The following is a 20677-nucleotide window of genomic DNA, read 5'->3' as shown; positions in this document are numbered from 1 at the left end:
AATCTTTTAGCAATAAAGCCGCGTTAACTATGCAGGATTTTCCGCTGCAGCTTCCTTTTTACCGGCCAGCCGCACATCAAAGCTCTTCCAGTCTTTATCCGTTTCTCCTTCTGCCGCTATCTTTCCCTCAGCGATCAGTTCCTTCATCCGCCACATAATAAACACATCCCCGGTTTTGATCTTCATCCGGTTTAGCGTATTAGACAATACCCGTGTGGCCTTCTGCCATTCGCCGGTGAGGTTCTTTAAAATCTCCTCATCATAAAACGAAGCATCCCGGCCCGCGATCTTTTTGCCGCCTTCCAGCATGCGCACTGCTGCGTTTTCCTGAACCAGCTTGTTCCATTCATCCGGATCAATTTCAAACTCGCTCAGGGTAACGGGTCGTGCCAGCTTTCTTGCCTTCAGAAATTCCGAAGGCCGGATCTCCGACAACCAGGAGGGGTAAAAGATCTGTCCTTTGTCGTTAATAAACGGCAGGTTGTTCATATATAATACCATGATGCGTCCCTGGAATTCCTTTAACTGAGGAATGAGCCAGTAGTAGCCGCTTACGTCATGCTGGTTTTGTCCCATCCATATCCAGATCACTTCCTCCGGATCTGCGGTAAGCTGGGCCTTTAAAGCAGCTACGGTTTTGCGGTCGTCGAAACTGCCCGCCAGGTCATCCGGGTACGGTGATCCCTTCAGCAGCTCGCGCCACCAATCCAGCCGGGCCTGCCACCCCTCTTCTGTATCCAGGCCGGTCAGCGGACCCACGGCAAAATCATCGCGGATCTGCACTACGGGTCCCTGCAAGCTTTCGTCCAGGGCAGTTACCTGCTGCATCAGCTCCACTTCTACCTGGTTAAATACAATATGGATCATCTTTTGTGTTTTATAGTGGCGGCAAATCTAAAAAAAAACAGCCTCAAACCCAAGACGGGTTTAAGGCTGAAATAAAGTTGGTTTCCGGGATCGGTGCAACTGTTTAGCTGAACAGGTCCCTTATTTTATCAAAGAAACCTTTTTCAGCCTTTTCCGGCTGCGGTTTCAGGTTGGATGATTCCGAAAGTTTATCCAGCAGGGCCTTTTCCTCGTCGGTCAGCTGCTGTGGCGTCCATACATTCACCTGGATCAGCTGATCGCCTTTTTCATAATGAGAATGTACATTGGGAAAGCCCTTTCCTTTTAAACGAAATATTTTACCACTTTGAGTACCCGGCGGAATTTTGATCTTTGCCCTGCCATCGATGGTTGGTACTTCCAGGTTGGTACCAAAAACCGCATCGGTAAAGGAAATATGCAGGTCGTAAGCCACATTCAGCCCCTCCCGGTGCAATTCCTTATGTGCTTCTTCTTCAATCAGCACAATCAGATCACCGGCTGCACCGCCGCGCTCACCGGCATTTCCTTTGCCGCTCACGCTCAGCTGCATACCTGCCTGTACCCCGGCCGGCACATCAATAGTGATGGTTTCTTCGGCATAAACCCTTCCTTCACCTTTACAACTACCACATTTTGCTGTAATAGTGGTGCCCTCTCCGTTACAGGTTGGACAGGTGGTTACGGTCTGCATCTGTCCCAGGAAGGTATTTTGTACCCGGCGTACCTGGCCGGATCCCTGGCAGGTACTACAGGTTTGTACACTGCCTTTATCTTTTGCGCCACTGCCGCCGCAGGTAGTACAGCTTACATATTTTTTAACCTTGATATTCTTGGTTACCCCTTTGGCGATCTCTTCATAACTCAGTTTCAGCTTTACCCGGAGGTTGCTGCCCCGTACACCGCGGGCCCGCTGCCCCTGCCGGCCGCCACCACGTCCGCCTCCAAAAAAGCTTCCGAACAGGTCTTCACCAAATACATCTCCAAACTGGCTGAAGATGTCATCCATATTCATTCCCCCTCCAAAGCCACGGCCATTGTTACCACTTACACCGGCATGACCAAACCGGTCATACTGCGCCCGTTTATCCGCATCGCTCAAAATCTCATACGCTTCGGCCGCCTCCTTAAATTTATCTTCCGCGGCTTTATCGCCAGGATTCCGGTCCGGGTGAAACTGCATCGCTACTTTACGGTAGGATTTTTTTATTTCCTCTGCAGATGCGGACTTTGAAACGCCCAGGACCTCGTAATAATCTCTCTTTGACATTTTATTTACCTACTACAACTTTTGCGTGACGGATAATTTTATCATTCAGATAGTAGCCCTTCGTTACTTCATCCACCACCTTACCCTGAAGGCCCGCATTGGGTGCAGGAATTTCGGTAATGGCTTCATAAAGATCCGGATCAAAATCCTTCCCGATCGCTTCCATCGGTTTTAACCCTTTTGACTGCAATACATTTCGGAGTTTATTAAACACCAGCTTTACCCCCTCCTTGAGGGCCGTATTGTCATTTGATTTATCCAGTTCGGCCTGGGCACGGTCTGCATCATCCAGCACGTCTAACAGGTCTGTAATCACCTCCCTGCCCGCGGTCTGAAATAACTCAAGCCGTTCTTTTGCCGTTCTTTTTCTGAAATTATCAAATTCAGCCGCCAGGCGGATGTATTTATCCTTGCTCTCGCGCAGCTCTGCCTCCAGTGCCTCCTGGTCAGATTCTCCCAACGGATCTGTCAAATGTTCCGTTCCACTAACATTTTCATCAGCGTTGATATTCAGACCATTATTCTCTTCCTCAGGAAGTTGCGTATTTTCATTCATATTTCTTATTTATTTAGTTGGCAAACCTATGTAGTCAATAATACTGCCAATAGCCGTATAAGGACAAAATGGCGGTTATTTTTTAAAACCGCTGCCGCAGAAAAGTAATTTTTCAAAAAAAACTGCTTCTGTTTTAAGCTTTTATGATCTTTATAAGTCAAAAAATCAGTAGTTTCAATTTCCAAAAATAACACTAATCTCACATGAGTCTGAAAAAGCTGTTCATTTTAGCCATTACCATCGGCGGCTTTCTGGCTGCAAAAGCACAAACACTGGAACAAACACTTGACAATTGGGGCGAAAAAAACACCATTGAGAAGTTGTATCTCCACCTCGACCGGGAGTCGTATATCGCAGGACAATCGATCTGGTTCAAGGCTTATTTTTTGTCGGATTTTATTCCCAGCACTAAAAATTCTTCCGTGTATGTGGAATTGCTCGACAATAAATCAACCGTCCTGATCCGGAAGGTATTTCCGGCCTTTATGGGTGTTTCACTTGGACAGGTGGAGCTTCCCGAAAACTTCACGTCCGGCTCTTACCAGCTACGCGCCTATACCCCCCTGATGCTGAACCAGCCGGGTTTTACCTACAACAAACGCATTGAGATCTTTGGAACGGCTGCCAAAGAAACGAAGGGCAAAGAAACCCCCGGCGCCATCAGCCTGCAATTCTTCCCGGAAGGCGGCAATCTCATCAATACGCTCCTGAACAACGTGGCATTTAAAGCCGTTGATCAAAACGGGTTTCCGGTAGATGTATCCGGGCAGCTGAAAAATAACAAAGGGGAGGTTATTTCAGCGCTTACCACCCGGCATGATGGTATGGGCATCCTCACGGTTGTGCCCCAACCCGCCGAAACCTATTACGTGGTACTGGATAAAGACCCGTCCAAGCAATACCCCCTTCCGGCGGCTACAGCTAAAGGGATCACCTTCAGCATCGCCAGTTCATCAAAGGGAAAACAATTCAGAATTGAGCATCCCCAGGGATTGCCCCAGGAGTTTCATGCCGCTTATATGATCGGGCAAATGGGAAACCAGGTAATTTTCAAACAATCGTTTCAGCAAGGAAAAGACCTCCTCGGGGGTGTTATTCAAACCAACAACCTGTTGTCCGGTATCCTGCATGTTACCGTGTTTAATAAGGATAATATGCCCCTGGCTGAACGGCTTACTTTTGTCGACAATAAAGAATATATACTACCGGGAGAACTGGTAGCCGACACGCTGAATACAACGGCCCATCAAAAAAATCACCTGAGCTTTCAGCTAAAAGATACCATCATCGGCAACTTCAGTGTTTCCGTTACCGATGCGGATTATGAAACCGATGCGTATCGACCGTTAAATATTTATTCATACTTTCTGCTCAACAGTGATCTTAAGGGGTATATCCACAACCCTGCTTACTATTTCCGGTCGGATGCCGATTCTGTAAGAAGCGCGCTTGACCTGGTAATGATGACCAATGGCTGGACGCGTTTTAAATGGAGCGAGGTTGCCAGCAACACCCTTCCGGCTAAACAGTACCTGGACCCTGGCTTTATCAATTTCAAAGGAAAAATAACCATCGAAGGTACCCGCAAGCCGTTTGCCGACAAAGATGTAATTATGATGCGGACCCCGGTGGATACGCTCCTGAGCAAGGCCCGGACTACAAAATTCATTCATACCGATTCCCTGGGTAATTTCCGCCTGGATTCCCAGATGTTTTACGAAGCCAACCGGATCCTGTTTGCCGATACCAAGGGTTCCAAAAGCAAATTCATAAAGGTTCAGATGGACGGCGATTCGCTACGCCGCAATTTCCAGATGCCATTGATCCAGATCCCTTTCAGGGATACGCTTCATACAGAGGTAGCGGAAAAAATGCTGAATGCCTATAACGACTACCTGAAAGCGGAAGGACTGACCTTAAAAAATGTAACCGTTAAGGCACGCCAGAAATCCGACAAGGAGAAACTGGAAGATGAATATACCAGCGGCCTGTTCTCCGGGGGTATTAATTCCCGGATCCTCGACCTCCGGAATGAACCGGGTGGTGGCATGAATATTTTTGAATACATCCAGGGACGGATACCAGGCGTAACGGTAGGCCGCGACCAGGAGGGGCAATACGTGGTAAAATACAGGGATGGCGGTTTTGGAAACGGGAAAATGGCGCTTTACCTGGATGAAATGCCAACGGACCCCGTATTTATCGAATCTATCCCGGTAAACCAGATCGCCTTTGTAAAAGTAATGGGCAATTTTGTGGGTACGGCCGGAGGCGGTAGCGCACTGGCCATCTATATGAAGAAAGGTGCCGACCTTGCAGCCGCTACGGATGCGGCCACTGATATCGTACAGTACAGGGGATACTCCATTATCAAACAATTTTATACCCCCGACTACGATCTTAAAAATGTAGATCTATCGAAGCCGGACGACCGCCTGACCCTGGCCTGGTTGCCGGATATCTACCTGGCCAATATCAGTCCCAAAGTGCCCGTTGTTTTTTATAACAATGACCGCACCAAGCGCTTTCGGGTAGTGGTTGAAGGGCTTACCAGTGATGGCCGGATGCTGATGATCGAAAAAACGATCGGGGGCAACTGATTTTTCCGGCGTCCCATTGTGTAATATCCGGCAAAAGCGCATCTCAGAATAGCTGCAATTGCAAAACCATTTGCAGTTTATTTTGTAATTTCTTTATAAAACATCAGGTAATGATGCGCTTTTTAAAACTCATGGCAGTGCTGCTGGCTATTGCCGGCGCGGCCCCGGCATCCGGTCAGGATTTTGTTACCCGCCTGAACGCATGGAATGAAAAAAATCCCATCGAAAAAACATACCTGCAGCTTGATCGTGCAGCGTATTTCTCCGGGCAAACGCTTTGGTTCAAAGCCTATTTTATGTCCGGCTTTCTGCCTTCGGCGGCCAACTCAACCTTATTTGTAGAATTATTAAATAACCGGTCTAACCTGGTTATTAAAAAGATCGTTCCGGTGTTCGGAGCGCTTTCCTATGGCCAGTTCGACCTGCCGGACTCCCTCCCTACCGGTTCTTACCAGTTACGGGCCTATACGCCCCTGATGCTCAATTTTGATAAAGGCTACCTGTTTTCGCAACGCATCCTGATTTACGGACGCAATAAACAACGTACGGCGCCGGCCTCTGCTCCCGCAGCGACGGATCTCCGCTTTTTTCCTGAAGGCGGGAACCTGGTCTCCGGCCTCGCCAATAATATTGCATTTAAAGCTGTTGACGCCAACGGACTGCCGGCAACGGTTTCGGGGGAAATCAGGGATGAACAAAACCGGATCATTACCCGGTTTACCAGCCGTCATGATGGTATGGGTCAATTTACCCTTACCCCTGCTGCCGGCATGCGTTATCATGCTTTGCTTGCCGGACAGCCACCGGTGAGCCTGCCCGAAAGCAGCGCTGAAGGTCTGGTGGTTCAGCTAAAGAACAGCAATACCGCTAAAACTTTTATCCTTAATTACAATGGCAGCCGGCAAACACCGGCGTATATGGCAGGCCAGATGCAGCATCAGATCGTATTTAAACAGCAACTGACACCGGCTGCCGGCAACAGGATCAGTGGTGTTATTCAAACCGGCAACCTTCCGTCCGGTGTATTACAGGTTACGTTCTTTAATAAAGATGGCATACCCCTGGCTGAGCGGTTAACCTTCATTAACAATAAGGAATACATACAGGCGGCAAGCTTTAAAGCCGATACGCTCAATAATGCGCCCCGCAAAAAAAACCATTTCAGCATCCTGCTGCCGGATAGCGTAACCGGCAACTTTTCCGTTTCCGTTACTGATGCAGATTATGAATCGGGAGGATATCGTCCCCAGAACATTTACAGCGCATTTTTACTCACCAGCGATATCCCAGGCTATGTACATGAGCCCCGTTATTATTTCAGCAATGATCCCGGTGCGGCCGAAGCGGTGGAGCTATTGATGCTGACCAACGGCTGGCGCCGGTTTAAGTGGACGGATGTTGCGGCCAATACCTTGCCGGAACCGCAGCATAAGGATCCGGGTTTTATCAGCCTCTCCGGTAAGGCAACCATCGCCGGCTCCGGTAAATCCTTTGCTGACCGCGATCTGCTGGTGTGGGTAGCCACCGATTCGGGACGCAGTCTGCAAACCATTAAAACAGACGCCGAAGGCCGGTTCAAAATGGATTCAATGATCTTTTTTAATAAGGCCCGGGTATTGTTCAGCGATGTGATGGGGAAGAAAAATAAATTCCTTACAATAAAACTCAATGCCGACTCCCTTACCCGCTCTTACGCATTGCCACCGCTGAAGCTACCCTTCGACCCTGCAGCGGGTACCAGCGGTACCCTTGCCTCAAAAATGGGTACGGCCTATTTCGATTATACCTGTGGCGAGGGCGTGATGCTGGATAGCGTGGTAGTGCTGGGCACCAAAACCCGCCTGCAAAAACTGGAAGAGCGTTATATGAGCGGACTGTTTGCCGGCGGCATCAATGCCCGCACCATGGACCTTACACGGGAATTTATTCCGAACCAGAATATTTTTGATTACCTGCAGGGACGGATCCCCAGTTTAACCATTGAACGTGGCGGGCAATTTGGCAATTACCGGCTGTTTTACCGGCAGGCGGGTGCCCGGCAACCGATGCAGCTATACCTGGATGAAATGCCTGTAGACGCCGGCATGATCGAAGCCATCCCCCCATCCGACATTGCGCTTGTAAAAGTATTTCCCAATTTTGTAGGAGCGCCTGGCGGTGGAGCGGGCGGTGTACTGGCGGTATATACCAAACGTGGTGATGAGCTCAACAATGCCATGGAATCTTCCGCCACCATTGTAGATTATGAAGGATACAGCATAATGAAGGAATTTTATGCCCCTGACTATGCTACCCCTGCGGACAATCAATACAATGACTACCGGCTCACGCTTGACTGGAAACCCGAACTATTTGTATCCGGCAAAGACCAGCGCATTGCCATTCCCTTTTACAATAACGACCGTACCAAACGGTTCAAGATCGTTGCCGAAGGCATCACCACTACCGGCAAGCTATTGATGCTGGAACAGTATGTGGAACCCGGGCGGCAATAAATGTAAAATGAAAAATAAGGAATATTGCATGTAAAACTGGTGCAGTAATAAGCGGCTCTTTACCTTTAAATTTAAAATTCCATATTGGTTATTTTAAATTCCGCAGGCTTATCTTTATTGCCAAACTTTTTATATGACCATCGGTTCTATTATAAAAATCCTGGAGGATATCGCCCCGCCTGCCCTGCAGGAAAGCTATGACAATGCCGGGTTACTCACCGGCCGGCCGGGTTGGCAATGTACCGGTATCCTGTGCTGCCTGGATGCAGTTGAAGCTGTGGTGGACGAGGCCATCGAAAAAAGCTGCAACCTGGTGGTTGCCCATCACCCTATTGTTTTTTCAGGGCTCAAAAAGATCAATGGCAACAATTATGTGGAACGCACGCTTATTAAGACCATCAAACACGATATCGCCATTTATGCCATTCATACCAACCTTGACAATGTGCTCCACGGTGTAAACGGAAAGATTGCTGAGAAACTCGGATTGACCAACCTGCAAATATTAGCACCGAAGGAACGCCAACTCGAAAAGCTTTATTTCTTTGTACCACCAGAATACGCGGAAAAAGTACGCGCCGCCATTTTTGCGGCCGGTGGCGGAGAAATCGGTAATTACCGGGAATGCAGTTTTAGCGCAACCGGAAAAGGCACTTTCCTGCCGGGAGGTGATGCCCAACCCTTTACCGGGGAAATCGGGGTCCGGCACGAAGCCGAAGAACTAAAAATAGAGATCCTGTACCCGTTTTACCTAAAAAACAAGATCCTCACCGCGCTACGCGAAAACCACCCCTACGAAGAGGTGGCGTATGAAACCATTGCATTAAACAATCTCCACCAGGAAGTGGGGGCCGGTATTATCGGTGAATTCAAGGAGGCCCTGGAAGAAGTTGACTTCCTTCAGCAACTGAAGGCCGTCTTCAACCTTTCCGTAGTACGCCATACCGCTCTCCGGGGAAGAAAAATCAAAAAAGTAAGTATCTGCGGCGGTGCTGGCAGCTTTTTAACAAAAGCCGCAATCAATTCAGGATCAGACGCATACGTTAGCGCAGATATCAAATACCACGAATTCTTTGACGCAGATGGGAAAATCCTGCTGGCAGATATCGGACATTACGAAAGCGAGCAGTACACCATAGAATTGCTTCAACACGTTTTACAGGAAAAAATCCCTAACTTTGCCGTCCTTAAAACAGCAATAAATACCAATCCCGTGCACTATCTGTAACGCGGATTTTTTGATTGTCTGATTTTTAAAACACATTCAAACAGTAAGAAACATATGCCACAAATTAAAGAGTTTTCAATTGAAGAAAAACTGGGCTCCCTGATCAATCTGCAAAAAATTGACAGCAAGATGGATGAGATCAAAATTTTAAAAGGTGAGCTGCCAATGGAAGTAGCTGACCTGGAAGATGAGATCCAGGGTTTGCACTCCCGGCAAACACGCATTGAGGAAGAGATCAATGGCGTTACAGAATTCATTGAAGAGCGGAAAGGGGCAATCAAAGAATCGGAAGAGCTGATAAAAAAATACGAAAAGGACAGTGAGAATGTAAAAAACAACCGTGAATTTGAGGCGATCAACAAAGAGATCGAAATGCAACAGCTGGAGATCAAACTGGCTGAAAAGCATATCAAAGATGCGAATGAAGAAATTTCCGACAAGGTAGTATTGCTGGAAAAGGCCAAAAAGAACCTGGGCGCTAAAGAAGGCGTACTGGATCTGAAAAAGACTGAACTGGAAAAGATCATCTCTGCCAACGAAAAAGAAGAGAAAGAATTTCTGAAACTTTCCGAAGCCGCGAAAGAAAATGTAGAACCCCGCCTGCTGGCCAGCTACGAAAAGATCCGCGGTAACTTCCGCAACGGACTGGCAGTAGTACCCGTAGTGCGCGATGCCTGTGGCGGATGCTTTTATGCCATTCCTCCGCAAAAACAGAGCGAGATCAAACAACATAAGAAAATCATCGCTTGTGAAAACTGCGGCCGCATCCTGGTGGATGAAGAGCTGCACAACAACGTTGAAGTAAAATAAATTCTTTTTTCCTGTCTGCCTGCAGACAGGCTTTTTTATTTTCCCCCATTTGCAAGAATGGGGGTTTTTATTTTCCGATATTGTCTGTCAATGCCCGATGTTTTATATCCGAAGCCGCTTCATATGCACATGGACGTAATATTTCCTGCAAATACCTGCCGGCAAAGATCCCTGAAGACCAGGCCCGCTTAACCATTCAATAAAAATTCAAACAGGCTTATAAACAGAAAATTGAGAATACAGAATGGAGATTTGAGCATTGTTTTTCTTAATTTGCCTTCCGATGCTGAAACAACTACATATCAGGAACTATGTGATCATTGATACGCTGGAGATTCATTTCTCCAACGGGATGAATATTGTAACCGGTGAAACCGGCGCCGGGAAATCAATCATACTGGGAGCCTTGTCCCTCATACTGGGAGAAAGAGCCGACACCGCCGCCCTGGTAGATAAAGAAAAAAAATGCATTATCGAAGGTTTGTTTACACCGGGAACGGTAAGTAAGATCACGCAATTCCTGGAAGCCAACGATCTTGACCCCGCTCCTGAAATTACCATCCGGCGGGAGATCGGCATCAATGGTAAAAGCCGCGCGTTTATCAATGACACCCCGGTAAACCTGGGGCAACTGCAGCAGCTGAGTTCATTGCTGGTAGATCTGCATCAACAGTTCGACACCCTGCAACTGGGTGATTCCGGGTTCCAGGTACATGTACTGGATGCACTGGCTAACAATACCAAACTCGTCAGCGACTACCGGTTGACCTTTGCCGAATGGCAGCAACATAAAAAAAAGCTGGAGCATCTGAAAGCACAGCAGGCACAGCTGGATAAAGAAAGCGACTACAATCAATTCCAGTACGATGAGCTGGCCGAAGCCAACTTGCAGGAAAATGAGCTGGAAGAGATCGATGCTTCGCTCAAACTACTTTCCAACTCCGAAGGCATTAAGGGCGCATTGGGCCGGGCATACAGTGAGCTGGAAGAGGGCGAACAACCACTAGTACAGCAGTTAAAAAGCATCGCGCACCTCCTGGCCAATTACAGTAATTTTCATAAAGACCTCCCGGACCTCGTACACCGCTTGAACAGTGCACAGGTAGAGCTGCAGGATATTGCAGCAGAGCTTGAGCATATCAGTAATGGCATTCACTATGATCCGGAAAAAATAGAAACCCTGAGCGACCGGCTTTCCATGGGATACCGGCTGCAGAAAAAGCACGGGGTACAATCGACCAATGAACTGTTGATCCTGCAAAAAGAGTTGGAGGAAAAACTGCAGGATGTGGCGCATATCCAGGAAGATATTGCCGCTCTGGAAGCCGCTACCGAACAGCGGCGCCTTTCTGCAGAAGCTCTGGCACAAAAAATTTCGGAAGCCCGTAAAAAACAGATCGCCCCTTTTGAGAAAAAAGTAGATACCCTCCTTACCCAGGTGGGCATGCCCAATGCAGCACTCCAGGTTTCTTTTGAGAAAAAAGCCCTGGGTATCCAGGGAGCCGATGCCGTGGATTTCCTGTTTGATGCTAACAAGAGCGGACAGTTTAAACCGGTGAATAAAGTAGCCAGCGGTGGCGAATTAAGCCGGCTGATGCTTTGCATCAAAAGCCTCGTAGCCCAGCGGATGAACCTTCCCACTCTCATCTTTGATGAAATTGATACCGGCATTTCGGGAGAAGCGGCGAAACAGGTAGGTATTATTATGAAGGACCTGGCCGCCAGCCGTCAGGTGATCTGCATTACCCATCAGCCGCAGATCGCCGGCCGTGCCGATGCCCACTATTTTGTGTATAAAGAAGTAGCCGGGAAACAGGTACGCACCGGCATGCGCCAGCTCGATACCGAAGAACGGATCACGGCCATCGCAAAAATGCTGAGCGGCGAAAAGCCCACTGCCGCGGCGTTGGAGAACGCAAGGGAAATGGTGCAGGCGTAGGTTTTGTTTCAGGTTTAAGGTTGAGCTTTGGGGGGGACAAGAAGACCTGGGAGACGAGGGTTTCGTTTGATGCCGGAGCTGAATCCACAGCGGTATCAACTGAAAGCTGAATGCTAACCGCTAAAACCGAATTTCACACCAAGTATAAAGCCTATCTAACCTGGAGCTTTAAACGAATATTGCTACTCCGAAACCACATAACTCAAACAAAGTCCCGCTAATTGCTGCAGGTGCACCGTTAAACGACTATCCGTAAGCATAAAATGACAATCAAAAGCGGACCGCAGATCATTATATCCCGTAAACCGGATATGTTCCCGGAAATCCACTTTGCCAAAGCCATACCATTTATACACCGCTTCTTTAGCCGACCATACCTGTGTATATTCCTCCATGGAAAGCGGGTTCAGGATCTCTACTTCTGCCGGACTCATAAATTTATGCCGGATGGAGATCACTTTTTCCACGGGAATTTCAATATCAATACCCACGCGCTGCTCCCGGCTTACGATGGCTGCCGCATAATCGCCGCAATGCGAAATAGAAAAATGAAAGGCTTCATCCGGAAGAAAAGGTTTGCGTGTTTCTGCAATTTGTATCAGGTGGTACGGGAAACCGGGAAACAGGTATTGCAATAAAAAACGGCCGGCAAGATGCTGCAACATTTTATGCGGATGGGTCACCGCCCGGTGCAGGGGAACCTTCTCCCGGAAGAACGCTGGCTCCTCCTCGATCTTCCAGATCCCCAACCTTGTGGAATTGTTAATTTCTTCTTGAAAAATAACGGGCATAAATAATCGGATTCACTTAATTTGTGCAAGTTAAGGATTTCACAAAGCACAACTCATGATCTTATCAGACCTGCGCATACTGGAAGAAATGGAGAAGGGAACCATTCTTATTAAACCTTACGACCGGGCCTGCCTGGGCAGTAATTCTTATGATGTGCACCTGGGCGCCTGGCTGGCTACCTACAAAAACCACCAGCTGGATGCCAAACAACACAATGAGATCGCCTCTTTTGAAATTCCTGATGAAGGCTTTGTCCTCTACCCCCATGTTTTTTACCTGGGTGTTACCCTCGAATACACCGAATCACATGCGCATGTACCCTTTCTCGAAGGCAAATCCTCAACCGGCCGCCTGGGAATCGACATTCATGCCACTGCCGGAAAAGGAGATGTAGGCTTTTGCGGGCACTGGACCCTGGAGATCTCCGTAAAGCAACCGGTAAAGATCTATAAAGGCATGCCTATCGGGCAGTTGATCTATTTCCCTGTTGAAGGTGAAATTGAAGTCAAATACAACCAGAAGAAAAACGCCAAATACAGCAGTCAGCCCGACCGGCCCGTTGAAAGCATGATGTGGAAGAATAAGTTTTAACCCGTTCACTTCAGGCCTTTTACGAATACTAACAAACGAAAGTTAGGACCAAAATCACTATTTTTGCGGCGGCTGATCATTTTAAACTAAATTTATTCAATAAATACAATTGTTCTATGGCTTTAGAGGATCTGGTGATGCCCAAGTTAGGAGAAAGCATAATGGAAGCAACCATCTTAAAATGGTTGAAGCAGGTGGGTGATGCCGTGGAAATGGACGAAACCGTTCTGGAAATTGCTACCGATAAAGTAGATAGTGAGGTACCCAGTACAGCCAGTGGTATTATTGAAGCCATTCTTTTTAATGAAAATGATGTAGTGCCCATCGGTACGGTTATCGCCCGCATCCGGACGGAGGGCCCAGCAAACGAAACGATTGCACCCGAACCCGCTCCTGCCCGGCAGCCGGAGCCCGTTGTAACGGAACCGGCACAGGAAGCCGAAGTCGTTTCCTCTACGATCAAACCGGCAGCCACCGGATCAGCTTCCGCAAAATTTTATTCTCCCCTTGTATTGAATATAGCCGCCAGCGAAGGCATTTCCATGAGCGAGCTGGAACAGATACCGGGCACCGGCAAGGAAGGCCGGGTGACCAAAAATGATATCCTGGATTATGTGGCCAACCGCTCCCGTCAACAACCTGCAGCCCCGGTTACAACCCCGGCTGTAACGGTTGCACCTGCCAGGGAAGCGCAGCAAAGCGGTCCGCTGGATATCAGCCGCCATGGCAGTAATGTAGAGATCATTGAAATGGACCGGATGCGCAAGCTGATCGCAGAGCACATGGTGCGCAGCAAACAGACCAGTCCGCACGTGACCAGCTTCTCCGAAGCCGATGTAACCAATATGGTGATGTGGCGGGAGAAAGTAAAAAAAGATTTTGAAAAACGGGAAGGTACCAAGATTACTTTTATGCCGTTGTTTATTGAAGCCATTACCCGGTGCATCAAACGTTTTCCGCTGATCAACAGTTCGATCGACGGCGACAAGATCATCATTAAAAAAGATATCAATATCGGGATGGCTACGGCTCTTCCGAGCGGAAACCTGATTGTACCCGTGATCAAAAATGCCGACCAGCTGAACCTGACAGGCCTGGCCAAACGCGTGAACGGCCTGGCAGATGCAGCACGGAATAATAAGCTAAAGGCGGAAGATACACAGGGCGGTACTTTTACCATTACCAATGTAGGAACCTTTGGCAGCCTTGCCGGTACGCCCATCATCAACCAGCCGCAGGTGGCGATCCTTGCCGTAGGCGCCATAAAAAAAAGACCCGTTGTGGTAGAAACCCCGCAGGGCGACAGCATCGCCATCCGGCATATGATGGTGCTGAGTATGAGCTACGATCACCGCGTGGTAGATGGGGCGCTGGGCGCTACCTTCCTGAGTGCTGTTGCGAAAGAGCTGGAGAGCTTTGTTCCGGTGGAGATTTGACATTTAGTTTCAAGTTCAATGTTCCAGGAGTCAGCCTTCAGCTATCAGCAATCAGTTTTCAGCAGATTACGTGCGGGATCGATGATCTGACATCCTATGCGAAAAGGAACAGGGAATTGAACAGCGCTCATCAGGTAACAAACGGGAACCAACCTGGAACGGTGCTCAGCAATCAGCAATCAGTTATCAGCAATCAGTTTTCAGTTGATTACGTATGGGATCGATGACCTGATATCCTATGCCGAAAAAAAACCGGAAATTGTGCTCCGCCCGCTAGGGATGCAGCTCCAGCATCAAACAAAATCCCCGTCTCCCAAGTCTTCCTGTCTCCCGAAGGCCGCCCTGAAACTTTAAACGTTAAACCTTGAACTTTAAACCACCCGCTTCCGGCAAGGCGCCTGCGCATCCGTTTGCACATTGGGGCTATTTCTCCGGCTGAGTGGCTATCTTGCGGGTTATTCAATCACCTGCCGATGCCATTGACAACCATAAAACAGATTTCCCTTTTACCCCTGGTGCTCCTCCTGCTGGCCACGGCTTGCAGCCGCCCCTTTACACGCTCCGCCCGGTATATATATCTTCAAAAGCAACACCGGCCCGAAAAAAAATGGACCCTGGTCTGGAAGGACGATTTTAATACCGCCGCCCTGGATACCGCCAAATGGACAAGGATCCCACCGGGTAAATCAGATTGGAACAAGCACATGAGCACACACCCGGATTGTTTCCGGATGGATAGCGGGTATGTATACCTCCGCGGTATCCGCAGCCCGGATACGATTTCCGATCCAAGACCGTTTATCACCGGAGGTATTTATACAAAAGGGAAGTTCGCCTTTCAATATGGCAAAATTGAAATAAGGGCGAAGCTGGAGTGTGCTACCGGTGCCTGGCCCGCCATGTGGATGCTGGCCGAACAAAATAAATACGGCGCCTATCCCAAAAACGGGGAAATCGATATTATGGAGCACCTGAATTTTGAGCACAAGGTTTACCAGACCACCCATTCTTATTATACGCTCGATCTCAAACAGACTCAAAAGCCGCCCCACTCCGGAACAGCCGCATTTGACCGGGATGGATTCAATACATTTGGCATTAAATGGTTCCCGGATAAAATTATATTTACTGTAAACGGGAAAGAGACCTTTACCTATCCACGTATTACCGGCGTGGATGCCAGCCAGTGGCCTTATGACCAGCCGTTTTACCTGCTGATTGACCAGCAGCTGGGCGGCAACTGGGTAGGCAAGGTAGATCCGCAACAGTTGCCGGTACAAATGATTGTAGACTGGGTAAAAGTGTACCAATAAAGTGCTTTACAATCGGGCAACAGACCGGTTAAAAGCTGTGCGTGTACAGTGTTTCCATAGGGACTTCTCCGCGGGGGTCGAAGTGATGATGATCTTTCTTTCAATGCCATTTTATCAAAAGCAATTCAGATGGCTCAACACATTTCAAAAACTCAAACAATCTCATACAAAGGCCTCATGAACTTTAAGACTTTTTTCCTGCTGTTAGCATTGCCGGTATGGGTACCGGCTTTTTCCCAAACCGTTAAACCGGCCAATACCATCCCCATCCTGCCGGGCGATTCAAAGGAAACCATTATTAGTAAAGCCGTGCAGGTGGTGCCCACCGCCAACCAGTATGCCGCCCTTCGCAATGAGTTTATCGCGTTTGTGCATGTTGGGCCCAATACCTTTACCCGCAAGGAATGGGGCAATGGAATGGAAGACCCAAAAATCTTTGATCTGAAAACGCTGGACACCGACCAATGGTGTGCCGCCATGAAGGCCGCCGGCATGAAGATGGTGATTCTTACCGTAAAGCACCATGATGGGTTTGTACTCTGGCAAAGCCGCTACACCAAGCATGGCCATGGCATCATGGCCTCCGGTTTCCGCAATGGGAAAGGCGATATTCTCAAAGACCTGAGTGCATCGTGTAAAAAATACGGGCTCAAACTGGGCATCTATCTTTCCCCCGCGGATCTTTTCCAGATCGAAAGTCCCGACGGGCTTTATGGCAATTTAAGCAAGTATACCACCCGTACCATTCCCCGCCCGGTAGCGGGTCGCCCGTTTAAAAACAAGACCACTTTTCAATTTGAAGCAGACGACTACAATGAATATTTCCTGAACCAGTTGTTTGAACTGCTGACCGAATACGGACCGGTGGATGAAGTATGGTTTGATGGGGCGCATCCCAAAACAAAGGGTGGTCAGCAATATAATTACGCCGCCTGGAAAAAGCTCATCCACACCCTTGCCCCAAAGGCCGTGATCTTTGGCAAACAGGATATCCGCTGGTGCGGCAATGAAGCCGGTAAAACAAGAAGCACGGAATGGAATGTGATCCCGTTTAATGAAGACCCCAATCAGATGAACAGCTTTCCGGACCTTACCGCTAATGACCTTGGCAGCCGGGAGCAGTTATATAAAGGCCGCTACCTGCATTATCAGCAGGCAGAGACCAATACTTCGATCCGCGAAGGCTGGTTCTATCGCGATGAAACGGCTCAAAAAGTGCGGAGCGCCGATGATGTATTTGATATTTATGAACGCTCCCTGGGTGGCAACTCAACCTTCCTGCTTAATATACCTCCAAACCGCGAGGGCCGCTTTTCGAACGAAGACGTGTCCGTTTTAAAAGAAGCGGGAGCCCGCATCCGTGAAACCTATGCGGTCAATCTTTTTAAAAGTGCAACCGGGCCCAAACCCGTACTGGACGCCGATCCGCGAAGTTTTGTATTGCTAAAGGAACAGCAGCCGGAGCTCATCATCCGTACTCCGCAGCCGGTTACCATCAACCGCCTGGTGCTGCAGGAAGCCATTACCACAAACGGCGAGCGCGTGGAACAACACGCCGCAGACGCCTGGATCGACGGGCAATGGAAAGAAATTGCCGCGGCCACCAACATCGGGTACAAGCGGATCCTGCGCTTTCCTGAAACCACCTCCAGCCGATTCCGGATCCGCATCCTCAGCTCCAGGGCCACACCCGCCATCAGCAATATTACCGCGCATTATTATAAAATGCGTCCGCCGCAACTGCAGTTAACGCGAAGCGCAAGCGGACTGGTAACCATTGCCCCCTATCAGCCGGCGTTTAACTGGAAGCCCCATGGTGAAAATACATTGAAGAACCTGGGCACCGGTATCGAGATCCGTTATACAACAGACGGCACTACTCCTACAACATCATCACCTGTTTACGTGGCACCTTTTACCGTAGTACGCGGCCCGGTAAAGGCCATGGCCATCAGTAAGAACAGTAGCGGTCCGGTAGCCAGTCAAACCTTTGGTCTGATAAAACAAAACTGGAAGCTGCTGGCTACAAGCGGCGATACCGCACAACATAGTGCGGCGCTCGCTTTTGATGCTGATGAAAAAACCTGGTGGCAGTCAACACCCGCCTCGGGTCATGGTTTTATAGCGCTGGATCTGGGTAAGGTTTATACACTCAAAAGCTTTTCCTATACCCCGCATGCGCAAAACAAAGCGGGTCTTATGAGTAAGGGAACCATCCAGATCAGCACCGATGGCAGCCATTGGACGAATGCCGATGTCTTTGAATTTGGCAACCTGATCAACGATCCGGTTACACGGCTTCATGCCTTTAAACAGGCATTCACAACAAGGTATATCCGCATAGAAGCCACAGAAACCGCTGCGCGGGATAATAGCGTATCAATTGCAGAACTCGATTTTTTTGAATGACGCGATGGGTATTTCCCGCTGATTCGCGCGGATCTGTTTCCCGCTGATCTACGCGGATGATTCCACCTGCCTTTTCTGCGTCATCTGCGGGAATTTTCTCCCGCTGATTCGCGCGGATCTGTTTCCCGCTGATTTACGCGGATGGTTCCACCTACCTTTTCTGCGTCATCTGCGGGAATTTTCTCCCGCTGATTTGCGCAGATTTTTCTCGCTGATCTACGCGGATAGCTTCCCTATCACTGCATTGCCTCTGCGCCATCTGCGGGATCGTTTCCTCTATTGTCCGTTCCGTTTAAACGGACCTTGTGGGGCGATCAGTTCCAAATTCGTGCCGTCCGGATCCTGGAAATAAACCACAGCCGTACCAAACCCGGATTTTAATCCATCTTCCTCCTGGAATACAATGGGCTCCCCTTCCGGCTCCACGCCTATTTCCTTTAGGCGTTTAAGCGCCGCCTCCATATCATCCACTTCAAAACAAAGGTGCATGGCACTGATCTGGTTATTCTTATAGGACGCTTTTTCTGCTTCTGGAATGACATATTCCAGTATGTCGATATTCAGGTTATCCAGGTGCAGGTTGGCGTAGCGGATCAGGGTGTTTTCCAATCCCTGTACCTGGGCCATTCGTTTACCCCCGATCTCGTCCCGGTTGGATATTTTCACCCCCGTTAACGCTTCATAGAAGGCGATCGACTCTTCAAGATTCTTTACCGTAATGCCTACATGATTGGCACGGCTAAAACCATTGGTTGATGTACGTTGTTCCATTGTATGTATTTTTTACAGCCTGCCGGTATGGCATTATTGCAAACCGGCAAGCTGTTGATTGATGAATTGCAATTCCTCCGCCGTAAGTTTAAGATGCATTGCCTCCGCATTAGCGATCGATTGTGCGGCATTGCGTGCGCCGGCCAATACCACGCTGATGCCCGGTTGCAGGGTGGTCCAGCGCAATACCAGTTGTGCCAGTGTTGCATCTTTACTTGCGGCAATGGGTTCGATGGTTTTCAACAGGGTCTTTACTTTTTCCAGGTCAAATTGTGTAAAATACCCATTGCGGTGGTCATCGCTCTTTAAACTATTTTCTTTAAAATATTTACCGGTCAATAATCCGCGTTCCATGGGGCTATATACTATAATACCGGTATGTGTTTCCTGTGCATAAGGCACCAGGTCTTTTTCAATGCCACGGTTGAGCATGCTGTAAGATACCTGGTTGCTGGCAGGTTTCAGGGTTTGAGTTGCTTCCTGCAATTGTACTACGCTATAATTGCTTACGCCGGCAGCGCGTATTTTACCTTGCCGGATCAGCAACTCCAGTGCTTCCATGGTTTCGCTGATGGGTGTGGTGGCATCCGGCCAGTGCAGTTGCAGCAGGTCGATATAATCGGTCCCCAGGCGCTTTAAGCTTTCTTGTGTTTCTTTGATTACATTTTCTTTGGATGCATATTTGTAAACGGGAATGGTCTTGCCACTATCTGCCGCATCAAAGAAGAACTCGCCTTTACCATTATTACTGCCGTCCCATACCAGTCCGAATTTGGTGAGCAATTGTATTTTGGAGCGATCCTTTCCTTTGATGGCCTCGCCCACTAGTTCCTCGCTCAATCCAAAGCCATAGAATGGTGCCGTGTCTATTGAGGTAACACCATGGTCTAAGGAGGCGTGGATGGAATCGATTGAATCCTGTTTTTCATTACCGCCCCACATATTGCCGCCGATGGCAAAGGCTCCATGTGTAATTACAGATAGTTCAAGGTCTGTATCTCCTAATTTTCTATATTCCATAATTTGAATATTTTATTGTTTTTTCCCGCGGATTTACGCAGATTTTTTCCGCTGATTTCGCTGAGCTTTCCCATAGATCTACGTAGATCTTTCAGTTCGCTTTCTGCGCCATCTACGGGAATTTATATTTTCTTTTATTAACTTTATTCATAACACTTAAAACCTATGAATCATGACCGAAAATGAATTGTCTTATGGCATCCGTGGATGCATCTTCAATGTATATAACAACTTAGGCCCCGCACTGCTGGAATCGGCATATGAAGCGGCGCTGGAATTTGAATTACACCAAAACGGATTATGTTTTGCCAGACAGGTGGGCTTACCGATGGTATATGGATCTATAAAACTTGACATCGGATACCGGATTGATCTTTTAGTGGAACACAAGGTTATCATTGAAGTAAAATCTGTTGAAACACTGTTGGACGTTCATCATAAACAAGTGATCACCTATTTAAAATTGTCTGGATTAAAATTGGGGTTACTTGTCAATTTCAATGTTGATGATATTTCCAAATCGATTTTTAGGAAAGTTAACGGGCTGTAATGTTTCCCGCGGATCTTCGCTGATTTCTATTTT

At 48.3% G+C, this 20677-nt stretch carries 16 protein-coding genes; 10 read left to right on the top strand and 6 right to left on the bottom strand.

The genetic code is table 11. The annotated features are described in order from the left end of the window. Window positions 1–27: 27 nt before the first annotated feature. The 3 genes from Q1V85_RS24995 to Q1V85_RS24985 form a co-directional block, all read right to left on the bottom strand. Window positions 28–867, bottom strand: a complete 840-nt coding sequence (locus Q1V85_RS24995) for a DUF1835 domain-containing protein (RefSeq protein WP_300604899.1) — start codon at window positions 865–867, stop codon at window positions 28–30. Window positions 868–970: 103 nt separating this feature from the next. Next, complete coding sequence (gene dnaJ / locus Q1V85_RS24990) at window positions 971–2134, bottom strand: molecular chaperone DnaJ (RefSeq protein WP_300604896.1); 1164 nt, start codon at window positions 2132–2134, stop codon at window positions 971–973. 1 nt (window position 2135) lies between these two features. After that, window positions 2136–2690, bottom strand: a complete 555-nt coding sequence (locus Q1V85_RS24985; protein WP_300604893.1) for a nucleotide exchange factor GrpE — start codon at window positions 2688–2690, stop codon at window positions 2136–2138. A 203-nt stretch (window positions 2691–2893) separates the two neighbouring features. Here Q1V85_RS24985 and Q1V85_RS24980 point away from each other — a divergent pair, with 203 nt between their 5' ends. From Q1V85_RS24980 to recN, 5 genes are all read left to right on the top strand, one after another. Next, window positions 2894–5290 carry a hypothetical protein gene (locus Q1V85_RS24980; RefSeq protein ID WP_300604890.1) on the top strand — a complete coding sequence of 799 codons (2397 nt, stop codon included), beginning with the start codon at window positions 2894–2896 and terminating at the stop codon, window positions 5288–5290. A 110-nt stretch (window positions 5291–5400) separates the two neighbouring features. Beyond that, on the top strand, window positions 5401–7785 hold the full coding sequence (locus Q1V85_RS24975) for a hypothetical protein (protein WP_300604888.1): 2385 nt from the start codon (window positions 5401–5403) through the stop codon (window positions 7783–7785). Window positions 7786–7918: 133 nt separating this feature from the next. After that, the gene (locus Q1V85_RS24970) at window positions 7919–9013 is read left to right on the top strand and encodes a Nif3-like dinuclear metal center hexameric protein (protein WP_300604885.1); all 1095 of its coding nucleotides are present in this window, start codon (window positions 7919–7921) and stop codon (window positions 9011–9013) included. A 54-nt stretch (window positions 9014–9067) separates the two neighbouring features. Continuing rightward, window positions 9068–9823, top strand: coding sequence for a C4-type zinc ribbon domain-containing protein (locus tag Q1V85_RS24965; protein WP_300604882.1), 756 nt, complete (start codon window positions 9068–9070; stop codon window positions 9821–9823). Between the two features lie 283 nt (window positions 9824–10106). Beyond that, the gene (gene recN / locus Q1V85_RS24960) at window positions 10107–11762 is read left to right on the top strand and encodes a DNA repair protein RecN (RefSeq protein WP_300604879.1); all 1656 of its coding nucleotides are present in this window, start codon (window positions 10107–10109) and stop codon (window positions 11760–11762) included. Between the two features lie 182 nt (window positions 11763–11944). On the opposite strand, the gene Q1V85_RS24955 is transcribed toward recN, so the two are convergent. Then, on the bottom strand, window positions 11945–12553 hold the full coding sequence (locus Q1V85_RS24955; RefSeq protein ID WP_300604876.1) for a 4'-phosphopantetheinyl transferase superfamily protein: 609 nt from the start codon (window positions 12551–12553) through the stop codon (window positions 11945–11947). Window positions 12554–12608: 55 nt separating this feature from the next. Between Q1V85_RS24955 and dcd the strand changes: the two genes are divergently transcribed. The 4 genes from dcd (at window position 12609) to Q1V85_RS24935 (ending at window position 18303) form a co-directional block, all read left to right on the top strand. After that, window positions 12609–13145 carry a dCTP deaminase gene (dcd, locus tag Q1V85_RS24950; protein WP_300604873.1) on the top strand — a complete coding sequence of 179 codons (537 nt, stop codon included), beginning with the start codon at window positions 12609–12611 and terminating at the stop codon, window positions 13143–13145. 116 nt (window positions 13146–13261) lie between these two features. Beyond that, complete coding sequence (locus tag Q1V85_RS24945; protein WP_300604870.1) at window positions 13262–14581, top strand: dihydrolipoamide acetyltransferase family protein; 1320 nt, start codon at window positions 13262–13264, stop codon at window positions 14579–14581. Between the two features lie 473 nt (window positions 14582–15054). Continuing rightward, window positions 15055–15894: a glycoside hydrolase family 16 protein gene (locus Q1V85_RS24940; protein ID WP_300604868.1), complete on the top strand. Its 840-nt coding sequence runs from the start codon at window positions 15055–15057 to the stop codon at window positions 15892–15894. 177 nt (window positions 15895–16071) lie between these two features. After that, window positions 16072–18303 carry an alpha-L-fucosidase gene (locus Q1V85_RS24935; protein ID WP_300604865.1) on the top strand — a complete coding sequence of 744 codons (2232 nt, stop codon included), beginning with the start codon at window positions 16072–16074 and terminating at the stop codon, window positions 18301–18303. A gap of 276 nt (window positions 18304–18579) precedes the next feature. Here the strand turns inward: Q1V85_RS24935 and Q1V85_RS24930 are convergent, their stop codons facing one another. Continuing rightward, window positions 18580–19074, bottom strand: a complete 495-nt coding sequence (locus Q1V85_RS24930; protein WP_300604862.1) for a VOC family protein — start codon at window positions 19072–19074, stop codon at window positions 18580–18582. A 33-nt stretch (window positions 19075–19107) separates the two neighbouring features. Beyond that, window positions 19108–20094 carry an aldo/keto reductase gene (locus Q1V85_RS24925; protein WP_300604859.1) on the bottom strand — a complete coding sequence of 329 codons (987 nt, stop codon included), beginning with the start codon at window positions 20092–20094 and terminating at the stop codon, window positions 19108–19110. Window positions 20095–20266: 172 nt separating this feature from the next. On the opposite strand from Q1V85_RS24925, the gene Q1V85_RS24920 reads away from it, so the two are divergent. Further along, a complete protein-coding gene (locus Q1V85_RS24920) occupies window positions 20267–20644 on the top strand; it encodes a GxxExxY protein (RefSeq protein WP_300604856.1) in 378 nt (125 codons plus the stop codon). The last annotated feature ends 33 nt before the right edge of the window (window positions 20645–20677 follow it).

It is taken from the genome of Niabella sp., assembly GCF_030150205.1.
In the GTDB taxonomy this organism is placed as follows: Bacteria; Bacteroidota; Bacteroidia; order Chitinophagales; family Chitinophagaceae; genus Niabella.
This window is presented reverse-complemented; position numbering and strand designations above follow the sequence as displayed.